This is a genomic window from Streptomyces sp. 13-12-16, from assembly GCF_002114215.1.
Taxonomy (GTDB): domain Bacteria; phylum Actinomycetota; class Actinomycetes; order Streptomycetales; family Streptomycetaceae; genus Streptomyces.
In genome coordinates this window covers 1-14,488 of the sequence record NZ_NCTE01000020.1, presented here as the reverse complement: position 1 = coordinate 14,488, position 14,488 = coordinate 1, and the positions used below count along the sequence as shown (strand labels likewise).

Annotated in this window: 11 protein-coding genes and 2 pseudogenes; 10 read left to right on the top strand and 3 right to left on the bottom strand. The window is 70.4% G+C overall.

The annotated features are described in order from the left end of the window. The 6 genes and pseudogenes from B7767_RS01180 to B7767_RS01155 form a co-directional block, all read left to right on the top strand. Window positions 1–180: pseudogene (locus B7767_RS01180) on the top strand (16S rRNA (adenine(1518)-N(6)/adenine(1519)-N(6))-dimethyltransferase); the annotation flags it as partial. Continuing rightward, window positions 177–1,076: a 4-(cytidine 5'-diphospho)-2-C-methyl-D-erythritol kinase gene (locus B7767_RS01175; RefSeq protein ID WP_085570436.1), complete on the top strand. Its 900-nt coding sequence runs from the start codon at window positions 177–179 to the stop codon at window positions 1,074–1,076. The pseudogene B7767_RS01180 and the gene B7767_RS01175, both read left to right, overlap by 4 nt. 133 nt (window positions 1,077–1,209) lie before the next feature. Continuing rightward, the gene (locus B7767_RS01170; protein WP_085570435.1) at window positions 1,210–3,024 is read left to right on the top strand and encodes an ABC-F family ATP-binding cassette domain-containing protein; all 1,815 of its coding nucleotides are present in this window, start codon (window positions 1,210–1,212) and stop codon (window positions 3,022–3,024) included. A gap of 244 nt (window positions 3,025–3,268) precedes the next feature. Continuing rightward, entirely contained in the window at window positions 3,269–5,020 is a 1,752-nt protein-coding gene (locus B7767_RS01165; protein WP_085570434.1) for a PQQ-binding-like beta-propeller repeat protein, read from the top strand. A 69-nt stretch (window positions 5,021–5,089) separates the two neighbouring features. Further along, window positions 5,090–6,973: a PQQ-binding-like beta-propeller repeat protein gene (locus B7767_RS01160; protein WP_085570433.1), complete on the top strand. Its 1,884-nt coding sequence runs from the start codon at window positions 5,090–5,092 to the stop codon at window positions 6,971–6,973. A gap of 206 nt (window positions 6,974–7,179) precedes the next feature. Next, window positions 7,180–7,860: a LuxR C-terminal-related transcriptional regulator gene (locus B7767_RS01155; protein WP_085570432.1), complete on the top strand. Its 681-nt coding sequence runs from the start codon at window positions 7,180–7,182 to the stop codon at window positions 7,858–7,860. 241 nt (window positions 7,861–8,101) lie between these two features. Here the strand turns inward: B7767_RS01155 and B7767_RS01150 are convergent, their stop codons facing one another. Then, on the bottom strand, window positions 8,102–8,413 hold the full coding sequence (locus B7767_RS01150) for a hypothetical protein (protein WP_085570431.1): 312 nt from the start codon (window positions 8,411–8,413) through the stop codon (window positions 8,102–8,104). 21 nt (window positions 8,414–8,434) lie between these two features. Beyond that, window positions 8,435–10,114 (bottom strand): sodium:solute symporter family protein, encoded by a 1,680-nt coding sequence (locus B7767_RS01145; protein WP_085570430.1) that lies wholly within the window; start codon window positions 10,112–10,114, stop codon window positions 8,435–8,437. Window positions 10,115–10,290: 176 nt separating this feature from the next. Between B7767_RS01145 and galT the strand changes: the two genes are divergently transcribed. Genes galT through galK form a run of 3 tightly spaced genes read left to right on the top strand, consistent with a single transcriptional unit; the run spans window position 10,291 to window position 13,530 of the window. Next, the gene (gene galT / locus B7767_RS01140) at window positions 10,291–11,352 is read left to right on the top strand and encodes a galactose-1-phosphate uridylyltransferase (RefSeq protein WP_085570429.1); all 1,062 of its coding nucleotides are present in this window, start codon (window positions 10,291–10,293) and stop codon (window positions 11,350–11,352) included. Next, a complete protein-coding gene (gene galE / locus B7767_RS01135; RefSeq protein WP_085570428.1) occupies window positions 11,349–12,320 on the top strand; it encodes a UDP-glucose 4-epimerase GalE in 972 nt (323 codons plus the stop codon). Before galT ends, galE begins: the two co-directional genes overlap by 4 nt. A gap of 37 nt (window positions 12,321–12,357) precedes the next feature. Further along, window positions 12,358–13,530 (top strand): galactokinase, encoded by a 1,173-nt coding sequence (galK, locus tag B7767_RS01130; protein WP_085570427.1) that lies wholly within the window; start codon window positions 12,358–12,360, stop codon window positions 13,528–13,530. Window positions 13,531–13,533: 3 nt separating this feature from the next. Here galK and B7767_RS01125 read toward each other — a convergent pair whose 3' ends face one another. Further along, window positions 13,534–13,974 carry an N-acetyltransferase gene (locus B7767_RS01125; RefSeq protein WP_085570437.1) on the bottom strand — a complete coding sequence of 147 codons (441 nt, stop codon included), beginning with the start codon at window positions 13,972–13,974 and terminating at the stop codon, window positions 13,534–13,536. A gap of 301 nt (window positions 13,975–14,275) precedes the next feature. Here B7767_RS01125 and B7767_RS01120 point away from each other — a divergent pair. Continuing rightward, window positions 14,276–14,488: pseudogene (locus B7767_RS01120) on the top strand (DNA-binding response regulator); the annotation flags it as partial.

Below are 14,488 nucleotides of genomic sequence, written 5' to 3'. Positions count from 1 at the left end.
GCCGCCTTCGCCCAGCGCCGCAAGACGCTGCGGGCCGCGCTCGCCGGGTGGGCGGGTTCGGCGGCCGAGGCCGAGGCCGCCCTGGTCGCGGCGGGGGTCTCGCCGCAGGCGCGCGGGGAGTCCCTGACCGTCGAGGAGTTCGCGCGCATCGCCGAGAACAAGGAGCAGGGCCAGCAGTGAGCGTCACCGTCCGCGTCCCCGCCAAGGTCAACGTCCAGCTCGCGGTGGGCGCGGCCCGCCCCGACGGCTTCCACGACCTGGCCAACGTCTTCCTCGCGGTGGGCCTGTACGACGAGGTCACCGTCACGGCGGCCGACGGGCTGCGGGTGACCTGCGCCGGCCCCGACGCCGACCAGGTCCCCCTCGACCGTACGAACCTCGCCGCCCGCGCGGCCCTGGTGCTCGCCGAGCGGTACGGCCGGGACGCGGACGTCCACATCCACATCGCCAAGGACATCCCCGTCGCCGGCGGCATGGCGGGCGGCAGCGCGGACGGCGCGGGCGCCCTGCTGGCGTGCGACGCGCTGTGGGGCACGGGCGCCTCGCGCGACGAACTCCTCGACATCTGCGCCGAGCTGGGCAGCGACGTGCCGTTCAGCCTGGTGGGAGGGGCGGCGCTCGGCACCGGACGGGGCGAGAAGCTGACGGAGCTGGAGGTCGGGGGAAGCTTCCACTGGGTGTTCGCGATGGCCTCGCGGGGGCTGTCGACACCGGCGGTGTTCCGGGAGTTCGACCGGCTGGGGGAGGGGCGGGAGATCCCCGGGCCCGTGGCCTCGCAGGAGCTGCTCGATGCCCTGGCCGAGGGCGACGTCGACGCCCTCGCCGCCGCCGTCTCCGGCTCCAACGACCTCCAGCCGGCGGCGCTGTCGCTCTTCCCCGAGCTGGCGGACACGCTCGCGGCGGGGCGGGCCGCGGGGGCACTGGCCACGCTGGTCTCGGGCTCGGGACCGACCACGGCGTTCCTCGCCCGGGACGCGGAGGCCGCCGACGTCATCGCGGGAGCCCTGAGGGCCTCCGGCACCTGCCGCACGGTGCGCAGGGCGGCGGGGCCGGCGCCGGGGGCGACGGTCGTCTGAGGACCGGGACCGCGTTCTCCGGCCGTGCCTCGCAAGGGTCCGCCGGTCCGGGAGCGGCCGTCCTCTCACGTCCCGGGCGCGTTCCGTCAGGGCCTACGCTTGAAAGCTGATCGATCCACCGGGCAGGAGAGAAATGGCCGTCAACCTGGTCAATGTCGAGAACGTCAGCAAGGTGTACGGGACGCGTGCGCTGCTCGACGGGATTTCCCTCGGCGTCTCCGAGGGGGACCGGATCGGGGTCGTGGGGAGGAACGGGGACGGCAAGACCACGCTCATCCGGATGCTGGCCCGGCTGGAGGAGGCCGACACCGGGCGGGTGACGCACTCCGGCGGACTGCGGCTGGGGGTGCTGACCCAGCACGACTCGCTCGACCCGGCCGCCACCGTGCGGCACGAGGTCATCGGTGACATGGCCGACCACGAGTGGGCCGGGAACGCCAAGGTCAGGGACGTACTGACCGGACTGTTCGGCGGACTGGACCTGCCGGGGTTCCCCAAAGGACTGGACACGGTCATCGGGCCGCTGTCCGGTGGCGAGCGGCGCCGGATCGCGCTCGCCAAGCTGCTCATCGAGGAGCAGGACCTGATCGTCCTCGACGAGCCGACCAACCACCTCGACGTCGAGGGCATCGCCTGGCTCGCCCAGCACCTGCGGACGCGGCGGTCCGCGCTCGTGTGCGTCACCCACGACCGCTGGTTCCTGGACCAGGTCTGCACCCGCATGTGGGACGTGCAGCGCGGTGACGTGTACGAGTACGAGGGCGGCTACTCCGACTACGTCTTCGCCCGCGCGGAGCGTGAGCGGATCGCCGCCACCGAGGAGGTCAAGCGGCAGAACCTGGTCCGCAAGGAGCTGGCCTGGCTGCGGCGCGGCGCCCCCGCGCGGACGTCCAAGCCGCGGTTCCGGGTCGAGGCCGCGAACGAGCTGATCAAGGACGTTCCGCCGCCCCGCGACAGCAGCGAGCTGATGAAGTTCGCCTCCTCGCGGCTCGGCAAGACGGTGTTCGACCTGGAGGACGTCACCGTCCAGGCCGGGCCCAAGGTGCTGCTCGAACACGTCACCTGGCAGCTCGGGCCCGGGGACCGCATCGGCCTGGTGGGGGTCAACGGCGCGGGCAAGACGTCCCTGCTGCGGGCGCTCGCCCAGGCCGCCCGGAGCGAGGGGGAGGTGCAGCCCGCGGGCGGTCGGGTCCGGGTCGGCAAGACGGTCAAGCTCGCCTATCTCTCCCAGGAGGTCGCCGAGCTCGACCCCACCTGGCGGGTGCTCCAGGCCGTGCAGCAGGTGCGGGAGCGCGTCGACCTCGGCAAGGGGCGCGAGATGACCGCCGGGCAGCTCTGCGAGACGTTCGGGTTCAACAAGGAGAAGCAGTGGACGCCGGTCGGCGACCTGTCGGGCGGTGAGCGGCGGCGGCTGCAGCTGCTGCGGCTGCTGATGGACGAGCCCAACGTCCTCTTCCTCGACGAGCCCACCAACGACCTCGACATCGAGACCCTCACCCAGCTCGAGGACGTCCTCGACGGCTGGCCCGGCTCGATGATCGTCATCTCCCACGACCGGTTCTTCGTCGAGCGCACCACCGACCGCGTGTTCGCCCTCCTCGGCGACGGCACCCTGCGGATGCTGCCGCGCGGGATCGACGAGTACCTGGAGCGCCGCAAGCGCATGGAGGAGGCCGCGGCCGCGGCGGCCTCCGCACCGGCCGCGGTGCCGCAGGGCGCCGCGCCGGAGAGGAGCGCCGCCGACCAGCGCGCCGCCAAGAAGGAACTGCAGAAGATCGAGCGGCAGCTCGACAAGGTCTCCGAGAAGGAGACCAAGCTGCACGCCGCCATCGCCGAGCACGCCACCGACTTCGCGAAGGTCGCCGAACTCGACGCCGAGTTGCGGGAACTGGCCGGACAGCGGGACGAGCTGGAGCTGCGCTGGCTGGAACTGGCGGAGGACGCCTGAGCCGTCCCGCCCGTCCACGCGCGCCCCGGGCAGGGGCGCGCGTGGTGTGAAGAGGGAGTGAGGGCGCGTAACAGGGGCATCACGGGCCGGTTCTCCCTTGGGAACAGGGGAGGACGCGGCCCGGTGGCGTGTCCGTACCGGGTGATAGAAAGGGCCCAGTCTGAGAAACGTCTGAATACGGCTCTGGGTTCATCGCGCACCTCAGGGCGTGGCTAAAAGTCAGTGAGCAAGGGGGAACGCGCTGATGACGCAGCCGCCGAACCAGCCGCCGCAGGGAGGCTTCGGAGCGCCGCAGGATCCGCCGCCGGGGGGTGGCTTCGGGGCTCCGCAGACGCCCCCTCCGCCTCCGCAGGGTGCGCCGCAGCCCGGATACGGGTATCCGCAGCAGCAGCCTCCGCAGCAGCCGGGGCCGTACAACTCCGGGCCGTACGCATCCGGACCGTACGGGCAGCCGCAGCAGCCGGGGCCGTACGGGCAGCAGCCCGGGTACGGATACCCGCCGCAGCCGCAGTTCCCCGGGGCGCCCGGCACGCCGCCGCCCGGCGGGACCGGCTCCCGGAGCCCCTTCAAGGGCAAGCCCGCCATGGTCATCGGTGCCGCGGTGGCCGCGTTGCTGGCGATCGGCGGCACCGTGTGGGCCGTCTCCGGTGACGACGGCGAGAAGGACAAGAAGCCCGTCGCCAAGCAGACCGAAGACCCGAAGCCGGGTGGCTCCTCCGGTGCCCCGGTCAACCCGGGCGACGGCAGTGGCGACGGCGGCGAGGACCCGGAGGACCTCAACGAGGGCCGCCAGGCCGGTGAGTCCAAGGTGCTCTGGTACAAGGAGGCGCCCGACGCGCCCGGTTCCGGCGCCGACGCCCCCGGCATGTGGGTCACCGACAGGACGGCCGTGAAGGCCGCCTACAAGGAGCTCGTCGCCTACAACGTCGGTGACGGCAAGCCCACCTGGGACACCATCGCCTTCCCGGAGGAGATCTGCGCGGTCACGCAGGCGAAGACGTCCGACGAGAAGGTCGTCATCGCCTACATGAGCGGCAGCAGCGACCGCGCCAAGTGCAACCAGCTCCAGCTCGTCGACCTCAACACCGGCGAGAAGGGCTGGAAGCAGGAGGTCGCCGACGGCGCGCTGTTCGACTCCGCGCTCTCCATCGAGATGTCCCTCACCGGCAACACGCTGATGGTGGGCCGCTCGCAGTCCGGCACGGCGTACGACGTGACCAGCGGCAAGAAGCTGTTCGACGCGAAGAAGTACGGCGACGCCCCCTGCTTCCCCGCCGGCTTCGCGGGCGGTGAGCGCCTCCTCCAGGTCGCGTCCTGCGGCGCCGGCGGCACCAACGAGCACGACGAGCTCCGGGAGCTCGACCCGAAGACCGGCAAGGTGAAGTGGACCCAGAAGTTCGACAAGGGGTGGCGCGTCGAGCGCGCCTACTCCGTCGACCCGGTGGTCGTCTACAGCACCAACGAGGAGAAGAAGGCCTGGAACATATCCGTCTTCACCGGCGGCAGCGGCAAGTTCCGCTCCGAGGTCACCGTCGACGAGGACTTCGCCCCCGGCTGCGGCTGGGCCATCCTCGCGCGCGACCTCCAGGGCTGTGAGGGCGTCGTCGTCGACGGGAACACCCTCTACCTGCCCACCGAGGCGACCACCGGGGCCAACGAGATCGTCGCCATCAGCCTCGACAACGGCAAGGAGCGGTGGCGGGTCAAGTCCCCCGCCGAGGAGTCCATGCAGCCCATGAAGATCGAGGGCGGCAAGCTCATCGCCTACGTCGAGCCGTCGTACGACGCGGGCGGGCAGGTCGTGGCCATCCCCGTCGGCGGCAGCGACCACAAGCCGACCGGACTGATGCAGAACCCGCAGGGCGTCGCGGACATCGAGAACAGCTTCTTCAGCAAGTCGATCGACTGGGTCGACGGGCGCTTCTACATCTCGACCACACGGCTGACCGGCAATGACGACTCGAAGGAGAAGTTGATGCTCGCCTACGGCAAGTGAGAGTCGCGGTTCGTCCTCTTCTCGCCGTCCGCCGTCCGTCGTCCCCTTCTTCTCCGAGGTATTCACGTCATGACCCAGCCGCCTCCGCCGCCCAACCAGCCCCCGCAGCAGCCGGGGTTCGGGCCGCCGCAGCCGCCGTCCACTCCTGGTGGGCCCGATCTCAACAAGGCTCCGGAGCCTGGATACGGCTATCCGCAGGCTCCGGCCGCTCCGCAGTCTCCTCCGGCCGCCCCGCAGACTCCGGCTACTCCTCCGGCCGCCCCGCAGACTCCGGCGGCTCCTCCGGCCGCTCCGCAGGGGCCCGGCTACGGGTATCCGCAGCAGCCGCCGGCCGCCGGGTACGGGTATCCGGGGCAGCAGCAGCCGGGGCCGTACGGGCAGCCGCAGCAGCCCGGGGCGTACGGACAGCCGGGGCCGTACGGGCAGCAGCCCGGGTACGGATATCCGCAGCCGCCGACCATGCCGATGCAGCCGCAGCCGGGGGGTGGCGGGAAGAAGTTCAACGCGCAGGCCGCCATCATCGTCTCGGCGGTCGTGGCCATCGCCCTGATCGTCGGTGGCGGTGTCTGGTACGCGTCCTCGTCCGGCAAGGGCGACGACAAGAAGAACACCGCCAATTCCGGCGACGGCAAGAACAAGACGAACGGCGGCGGTGGGGAAGGAGGGGGCGGCTCCTCCGAAGCGAAGGAGAAGGCACCGGCCGACACCAAGTCCAAGGTGCTGTTCCAGGTGCCCGCGCCCAAGACCCCCAAGGACGTCACGACCATCTCCACCTCCGGTTCCTGGCTGACCGACACGGTCTACGCCAAGAGCGGCATCGCCGAGATCGTCGGCTACGACCGCGCCAAGGGCACCGAGAAGTGGACGATCGAACTGCCCGGACCGGTGTGCGAGGCCACCCACCGCGTCACCGAGGACAACAAGACGGCGATCACCTTCAAGCCCGCCATGCCGACCAAGGGGAACCCGCAGTCCTGCACGCAGGTCGCGGTGATCGACCTGGAGGCGGGCAAGGAGCTGTGGACCAAGACCGCCAAGTCCGGCACCACGCCGATCAGCTTCAACAACGTCACGATCAGCGGCGGTACCGTCGCGGCGGGCAGCACCAGCGGCGGCGCCGCCTGGGAGATCGCCTCCGGTGAGCAGCTGTGGGCGCCCAAGACGTCCGACTCCTGCTACGACTCCGGGTACGGCGGCGGCGAGAAGCTCGTCGCGGTGCGCAAGTGCGGCTCGTACGACCAGCGGCAGCTGCACATCCAGAACATCGACCCGAAGAGCGGGAAGGTGATCTCCGAGTACAAGATGGACGAGGGCATCGAGTACGCCGCCGTCGTCTCCACCGACCCGCTGGTCGTGGCGGCCGACGTCAACGAATCCGCGGGTGACGGCAGCGGGATCTCGGACTTCTTCTCCATCGACGGCAAGACCGGCAAGCTGCGTGCGCGCATCTCCGCGCCGGGCGACGAGTTCGGGGCCCGCTGCGACGGCATCTACAAGCTCGAGAAGTGCAGCGGGCTGGCGGTCGGCGACGACAGGCTGTACATCGCCACCGAGGAGCACGAGGCCGGCGGGGAGTCGTACAGCCAGACCAACGAGATCGTCGCCTTCGACCTGGCGACCGGCAAGCAGACCGGTCAGCGGGCCGACGCGGGTGAGGACTACACGATCGTTCCGCTGCGGATGGACGGTGGCAACCTCCTGGCGTACAAGCGTCCGCCGTACGACAAGGGCGGGCAGATCGTCAGCATCGACGGGGGGACCTTCAAGCAGACGACGCTGATGGAGAACCCGGCGACGGAGACCGTGCGGGACGTGGAGACGCGGATGTCCCCGGAATACTCGGAGATCCTGTTCTCGCAGGGCGGCCTGTACATGTCCGATATATACGCCAGTGATTTCTCGTCGGCTTCGGACGAGAAGGAGTATCTCGTGATCGCTTTCGGTACGAGCTGATCGTTCGGATTCTTGCTTTTCGCGGCCCCGTCCCTGGTCAGGGACGGGGCCGCGGGCGTATCGCTCCTCATGTGCTCATCACCGTCGAATGCGAGAATTTCGACGATCCGGGGCGATTCTCGCCGGTAGGGGGAGCGCGATGTCGAACAAGCGTGTAGCTTCCGGGGGCATCCGGGGGTGCGTTGTTATGGGGGGTTGGTTGTTCGATGGGAGTGCGGCTGATGGTGGTCGACGACCACCGGTTGCTCGCCGAGGCGCTGGCCTCGGCGTTGAAGCTGCGGGGGCACCGGGTGCTGGCGGCTGCGGCGCCGGCTTCCGGGGCGGCGGATCTGGTGATCAGCAGGGCGCCCGAGGTGTGTCTGCTGGGGACGGCGGCGCCGGCGGGAGCGGGGGCCTTCGATCCGGTGGTGAAGATCAAGCGGGAGCGGCCGCAGGTGGCGGTGGTCGTGCTGGGGCCGGTGCCGTCACCGCGGGGTATCGCGGCGGCGTTCGCGGCGGGGGCGTCGGGATACGTGCGGCACGACGAGCGCATCGAGGGGGTCGAGCGGGCGATCATGAAGGCGCGGGCGGGGGAGGCGGCGGTGGCGCCGCAGTTGTTGCAGGGGGCGTTCGGGGAGCTGCTGAATCCTGCGGCGCAGCCGGATGACGAGGGTGCGCGGTTGTTGCAGATGCTGACGCCCCGGGAGGTGGAGGTGCTGGTGCGGGTCGCCGACGGGGAGGACACCCGGCTGATCGCGGCGGGCATGGGCATCGCACCCTCCACGGCCCGGACGCATGTCCAGCGGGTCCTGATGAAACTGGGCGTGGGCTCCCGCCTGGAGGCGGCGGCCCTGGCCGCCCGAACGGGCCTACTGGACCGTGCGGGGCCGGTGGGGGGCAACGCTTAGACCCTGCGGCGCGGCGTTCGGTCCGGTGGGGGTGCGGGTCCCATGCCTGCGGCGCCTGTGCGGCTTCGGTGGGCGCGGGGGGTACCCCCTCCGGGGGAGGCACCCCGTAAGCGCCGGGCTGCGCGAACACCCCCCGGCCCACACCGGTACGGGGCACCCCGTACCGCGCCGGGGCCGCAGCCCCACCCCGGTCACAGCAGCGCGGGGCACCCCGTGCCGCACGACCCCGTACGGCGTGCCCCTACTCCTCCCGTTCCCCCGGAACGACATCCGGTGGCGGCGGAGCCGTCGGCCTCAGTTTCAGCCAGAGGAGGAACAGCAGGCCCAGGATCAGCATCCCCAACCCCGTCCAGAGGTTGATGTTGACCCCCTCGGCCTTGTCGATGTCCGCATCGGACGCGGTGAACCCCGCGATCGTGACGATCACGCCGTACACGACGAACAGCCCACCGATGATCCGCCGGATGTCGAACAACCGTGCGGCCGTCGCGGACTTGGTCTCCAGCTCGGAGACCTCCTGCTGAAGATCACGCTCGGAATAGTGCTCGGACATGTTCTCTCCATCCTCCCGCGATCAGAACGAGAACGGGATGTAGCAGGCGGCAGCCAGGATCACCGCACCCCAGCCCAGCAACGCCGGCTTCCGGTACCACGCGTCGTCGCCCTCCGCGGGCGGCTCCGCCATGCCCGGGGAGCGCGTCCCGTAGACCAGGCCCTGGAGTTCCTCCGTCGGCTTGGGCGCGGTGAAGAGCGACACGGCGACCATGACCACCGCGCCCGCGACGAAGCCGGCGATCGCGGAGACGAAGTTGGCGCCCTGGTCGGAGGGGATGCCGATGATGCCCTGCTTGTAGATGACGAAGTAGTTGATCATCGCGGCGGTGGTGCCGGCGATCAGGCCCCAGAAGCCGGACTTCATGGACGCCCGCTTCCAGAACATGCCGATGATGAAGACCACGAACATCGGCACGTTGAAGAAGGAGAACAGCGTCTGGAGGTAGCTCATGATGTTGGAGAAGGAGCTGGCCAGGAACGCCGTGCCGATGGAGGCGAGGACGCCGATCGCGGTGATCAGGCGGCCGAAGCGGACGTAGTACTCGTCCTCGCGGTGCTTCACCACGTACTTCGCCCAGATGTCGGTGGTGAAGACGGTGTTGAAGGAGGAGATGTTGGCCGCCATGCCGGCCATGAACGCGGCCAGCAGGCCGGTGACGGCGATGCCCAGGACGCCGTTGGGCAGGAGCTGCTGCATCAGGTACGGGATCGCGTCGTTGTACTGCAGGTCCGAGTCGGCCGTGCCGATCTGCGGGACCATCACGGCGGCGACCAGGCCCGGGATCATCACCAGGAACACGATGAAGATCTTCGGGAACGCGGCGATGAGCGGGGTGCGCTGGGCCGCCGAGAGGTTCTTGGCGGACAGGGCGCGCTGCACCTCGGCGAAGTTCGTCGTCCAGTAGCCGAAGGAGAGGACGAAGCCGAGGCCGAGGACGATGGTCAGCCAGTTGGCGCCGAGCGGGTTGTCGCTGCCGATGCCGGTGCCGCCCCAGGCGGTCATGAAGTTGTCGCCGTGCGACTCGGTCAGGGAGTCGGACAGTCCGTCCCAGCCGCCGACGCTCTTCAGGCCGAGCACGGTGATGGGGATGAGCGCGGCGAGGATGACGAAGAACTGCAGTACCTCGTTGTAGATCGCCGAGGACAGACCGCCGAGGGTGATGTAGGCCAGGACGAAGAAGCCGGCGACGACGATCGCCACCCACTGCGGCCAGCCGAGGAGGGCCTCGACGACGATCGCGAGAGCGTACAGGTTCACGCCGGCGATCAGGATGGCCGCCGCCGCGAAGAGGATCGAGCTGAGCAGGTGGGCCGCCTTGTCGAAGCGCAGCAGCAGGAACTCGGGGACCGAGCGGACCTTGCTGCCGTAGTAGAACGGCATCATCACCAGGCCCAGGAAGACCATCGCGGGGATGGCGCCGATCCAGTACCAGTGGGTCGTGTAGACGCCGTACTGGGCGCTGTTGGCCGCCATGCCGAGGATCTCGGTGGCGCCGAGGTTGGCCGCGATGAAGGCCAGGCCGGTGACCCAGGCGGGCAGGGAGCGGCCGGAGAGGAAGAAGTCGAGGCTGGTCTTGACCGAGCGGCGGGCGGCGAGGCCGATGCCCAGCACGACGACGAAGTAGATCCCGAGGATCGTGTAGTCCAGCCAGTTGGTGGGGAGTCGAAGCTCTGCGGCCAGGTATGTGGGGGTTTGCATACACACTCGCTTCGTTCGCGAACTGATCCGGTGCGGAACCTATGCCTCCGTGTTCAGTAACTGAACACTTCCCATGATGTTCTTTGTTTGATCGTGATGGGTGCGGCTCGCTGGTGGGTTGTGATGTGTTATGTTCGATTGTGTTGAGTGATTGGCGGGTGCAGAGGAGTACGGCAGTGAAGAAGACCTCGACCCGGCTGGCCGACGGCCGCGAGCTCATCTACTACGACCTGGCCGACGACACCGTCCGCGACGCCCCCGACCGCCGTCCGCTGGACGCCACCGTCACCACGTCCGAGATCCGTCGCGACGCGCTGCTGGGTGACGCCGTCGCCGTCGCCTCGCACCGCCAGGGGCGTACGTACCACCCGCCGGCCGACGAGTGCCCGCTGTGTCCCTCCGAGGGCGGCCGGCTGAGCGAGATCCCGGACTCCTCGTACGACGTGGTCGTCTTCGAGAACCGTTTCCCCTCGCTGGCCGGGGACTCGGGCCGGTGCGAGGTCGTCTGCTTCACCTCCGACCACCACTCGTCCTTCGCCGGTCTGAGCGAGCGGCAGGCGCGTCTGGTGCTCGACGCCTGGACCGACCGGACCTCCGAGCTGTCGCATCTGCCCTCCGTCGAACAGGTCTTCTGCTTCGAGAACCGGGGGGCCGAGATCGGCGTCACCCTCCAGCACCCGCACGGGCAGATCTACGCCTACCCCTTCACCACCCCCCGCACAGCCCTGATGCTGCGCCAAGTGGCCGCACACAAGGAGGCGACGGGCGGCGAGAACCTCTTCGACGCCGTGCTGGAGCGGGAACGGGCCGACGAACGGATCGTCCTTGAGGGTGAACACTGGGTGGCCTTCGTGCCGTACGCGGCGCACTGGCCCTACGAGGTCCACCTCTACCCCAAGCGCCGGGTGCCCGACCTGCTCGGACTGGACGAGGCGGCGCGCACAGAGTTCCCCCAGGTGTATCTGGAACTCTTGAAGCGCTTCGACCGGATCTTCGGGGAGGGTGAGCCTCCGACGCCGTACATCGCGGCCTGGCACCAGGCCCCGTTCGGCGCGCTGGAGGAGTTCGACGGCGTCACGCGTGACGACTTCGCGCTCCACCTCGAGCTTTTCACCATCCGCCGTACGTCCGGCAAGCTGAAGTTCCTCGCGGGTTCCGAGTCCGGCATGAACGTGTTCATCAACGACGTGCCGCCGGAGCGCGCGGCCGAGCGACTGCGAGAGGTAGCGAGTTCATGAGCGGGAAGTACCTGGTGACGGGTGGGGCCGGTTACGTCGGTGGGGTCGTCGCCCAGCACCTGCTGGAGGCCGGCCACGAGGTCGTCGTCCTCGACAACCTCTCCACCGGCTTCCGGGAGGGCGTCCCCGCGGGCGCGTCGTTCATCGAGGGCGACATCCGCGACGCCGCCAAATGGCTGGATCCCTCGTTCGACGGCGTGCTGCACTTCGCCGCCTTCTCGCAGGTCGGCGAGTCGGTGGTGAAGCCGGAGAAGTACTGGGACAACAACGTCGGCGGCACCATGGCGCTGCTCGCCGCGATGCGCGAGGCGGGAGTGCGCCGGCTCGTGTTCTCCTCCACGGCGGCGACGTACGGAGAGCCCGAGCAGGTCCCGATCGTCGAGACCGCGCCGACCCGCCCCACCAACCCGTACGGCGCCTCGAAGCTCGCCGTCGACCACATGATCACCGGTGAGGCGGCCGCCCACGGGCTGGGCGCGGTCTCCCTGCGCTACTTCAACGTGGCCGGCGCCTACGGGCAGCACGGCGAGCGGCACGACCCCGAGTCGCACCTCATCCCGCTCGTGCTGCAGGTGGCCCAGGGGCGGCGCGAGGCGATCTCCGTCTACGGCGACGACTACCCGACGCCCGACGGCACCTGCGTGCGCGACTACATCCACGTCGCCGACCTGGCCGAGGCCCACCTGCTCGCCCTGAAGGCCGCCGCGCCCGGCGAGCACCTGATCTGCAACCTCGGCAACGGCAACGGCTTCTCCGTCCGCGAGGTCGTCGAGACGGTCCGTCAGGTCACCGGCCACCCGATCCCCGAGGTCGTGGCACCCCGCCGGGGCGGCGACCCGGCGGTCCTGGTGGCGTCGGCCGCCACCGCCCGCGAGAAGCTTGGCTGGAACCCGTCGCGCGCCGACCTCGCGGAGATCGTCGCGGACGCGTGGGAGTTCGCGCAGCAGCGCGCCGAACAGGCCAAGTAGGCCGAGAAGAACGTCACGAAGAGGCAGGGGTCAGGGCATGAGCGAGTCCAGCGAGGCCGTCGCGGGGGCCGTCGCCGAGCGGTTCGAGGAGCTGTACGGGGCCGCGCCGGACGGGGTGTGGGCGGCACCGGGCCGGGTCAACCTCATCGGTGAGCACACCGACTACAACGACGGCTTCGTCATGCCGTTCGCCCTGCCGCACACCGCGGTCGCGGCGGTGTCCCGGCGCGACGACGGCGTCCTCAGGCTGCACTCCGCCGACGTGGGCGGGCCGGTCGTGGAACTGACGGCCGACGCCCTGGTCCCCGAGTCCGACAAGCGGTGGACCGCCTACCCGGCGGGCGTGGTGTGGGCGCTGCGCGAGGCCGGACACACCGTGACCGGCGCCGACATCCACCTCGCCTCGACGGTCCCGTCGGGCGCGGGCCTGTCGTCCTCGGCGGCCCTGGAGGTCGTGGTCGCGCTCGCGCTGAACGACCTGTTCGGCCTCGGTCTGCGCGGCTGGCAGCTGGCCCGCCTGTGCCAGCGCGCGGAGAACGTCTACGTCGGCGCCCCCGTCGGCATCATGGACCAGACGGCCTCCGCCTGCTGCGAGACCGGCCACGCCCTGTTCCTCGACACCCGTGACCTCTCCCAGCGCCAGATCCCCTTCGACCTGGCCGCCGAGGGCATGCGCCTGCTCGTCGTCGACACCCAGGTCAAGCACAGCCACAGCGAGGGCGAGTACGGCAAGCGCCGGGCCGGCTGCGAGAAGGGCGCGGCCCTGCTGGGCGTCGACGCGCTGCGGGACCTGCCGTACGGGGAACTGGACGCGGCGCTGGAGCGGCTCGGCGACGAGGAGGAGGTCCGCCGGCTGGTCCGCCACGTGGTGACGGAGGACGCGCGGGTCGAACGGGTCGTCTCCCTGCTGGAGTCGGGCGACACCCGGGCCATCGGCCCCGTCCTGGTCGAGGGCCACGCCTCCCTGCGCGACGACTTCCGCGTCTCCTGCCCCGAACTCGACCTGGTGGTGGAGACCGCCGTCACCTCCGGCGCCCTCGGCGCCCGCATGACCGGCGGCGGCTTCGGCGGCTCGGCCATCGTCCTGGCGGAGGAGACCGACGTCCCGACGATCACCAAGGCGGTGGAGGAGGCCTTCGCGGCGGCCGGCTTCACGGCCCCCCGCGTCTTCGAGGCGGTCCCGGCGGCGGGCGCGCGGCGGGTGCGCTGAGCCTCAGCCCAGCCGCTTCGTCAGGGTGTACTCCGTGATCCCCGGCGGGTAGTCGGGGATCACGCACACCACCTCGTAGCCGTGCTTCCGGTAGAAGTCCGGGGCCTGGAAGTCCCAGGTCTCCACGCGGGAGGCCGTGCAGGCGCGTCCGGCGGCGAGGCGCTCCGCCTCCGTCAGCAGGCGGGAGCCCAGGCCCGCTCCCCGGTGGCGGGCGTCGACCCAGAGGTAGGTCACGTGCAGCCAGGCGGTCCAGGTGTGGCCGACCAGACCGCCCGCGAGATCACCGTTCGCGTCCGATGCCCACACGTGCAAAGGCGTCTCACGTTCGCCCGGGGTGCCGCGCAGGGCGCGCAGGACCGGTGAGGCCGCCGTGTTGGTGTCCTTCAGCCGCCTGTGGAGCAGATCACGTCGGGCTCTGTCGACTTCTGTCTCAAGACGAAACATGTGGCTCACCATAAACGCGTAAGGCCGCCAGTTCTGCAAATAACCTTCCGCTCCCGGCCCCCGCCCGTACCCTGATGAACAGTGCCGGTGGGGGCCGGCGCCGTTCAGGGGGCGAGACGGTCGGGTACGGCGTCCGGGGTGGGGTGGTGGTTGTCGCGCGGCGGCGGCCGTGTGGCCGCGGCGGCCCGTTCCGTGTCCGGTGAGTGGAGTGACAGGGCCTCGGCGTCGTACCCGCGCCGGTGTCGTCCTTTGACGATGGGGTGATCCCCTGCTCCGAGGGGAGCTTGGGGAAGGGGGTTTCGTGGTTCGCATCCGAGTCCTGGTCGTCGACGACCATCGCATCTTCGCCGAGTCACTGGCCGCGGCCCTGGCCGCGGAACCGGACGTCGACGTGTCCGCGGCGGGCAGCGGCCCGGCCGCGCTGCGCTGCCTGGAGCGGGCGGCCGCCGAGGGACGGCGGTTCGACGTGCTGCTCGTCGACGCCGACCTGGGCGGCAAGGTGCCGGGCGGCCGG

Excerpts from the sequence above, each read along its gene's own strand:
- B7767_RS01165 (WP_085570434.1), top strand. The coding sequence starts at position 3,269 with ATGACGCAGCCGCCGAACCAGCCGCCGCAGGGAGGCTTCGGAGCGCCG.
- B7767_RS01145 (WP_085570430.1), bottom strand. The coding sequence starts at position 10,114 with ATGCAAACCCCCACATACCTGGCCGCAGAGCTTCGACTCCCCACCAAC.
- galE (WP_085570428.1), top strand. The coding sequence starts at position 11,349 with ATGAGCGGGAAGTACCTGGTGACGGGTGGGGCCGGTTACGTCGGTGGG.
- B7767_RS01150 (WP_085570431.1), bottom strand. The coding sequence starts at position 8,413 with ATGTCCGAGCACTATTCCGAGCGTGATCTTCAGCAGGAGGTCTCCGAG.
- B7767_RS01160 (WP_085570433.1), top strand. The coding sequence starts at position 5,090 with ATGACCCAGCCGCCTCCGCCGCCCAACCAGCCCCCGCAGCAGCCGGGG.
- galK (WP_085570427.1), top strand. The coding sequence starts at position 12,358 with ATGAGCGAGTCCAGCGAGGCCGTCGCGGGGGCCGTCGCCGAGCGGTTC.
- B7767_RS01155 (WP_085570432.1), top strand. The coding sequence starts at position 7,180 with ATGGGAGTGCGGCTGATGGTGGTCGACGACCACCGGTTGCTCGCCGAG.
- B7767_RS01170 (WP_085570435.1), top strand. The coding sequence starts at position 1,210 with ATGGCCGTCAACCTGGTCAATGTCGAGAACGTCAGCAAGGTGTACGGG.
- B7767_RS01125 (WP_085570437.1), bottom strand. The coding sequence starts at position 13,974 with ATGTTTCGTCTTGAGACAGAAGTCGACAGAGCCCGACGTGATCTGCTC.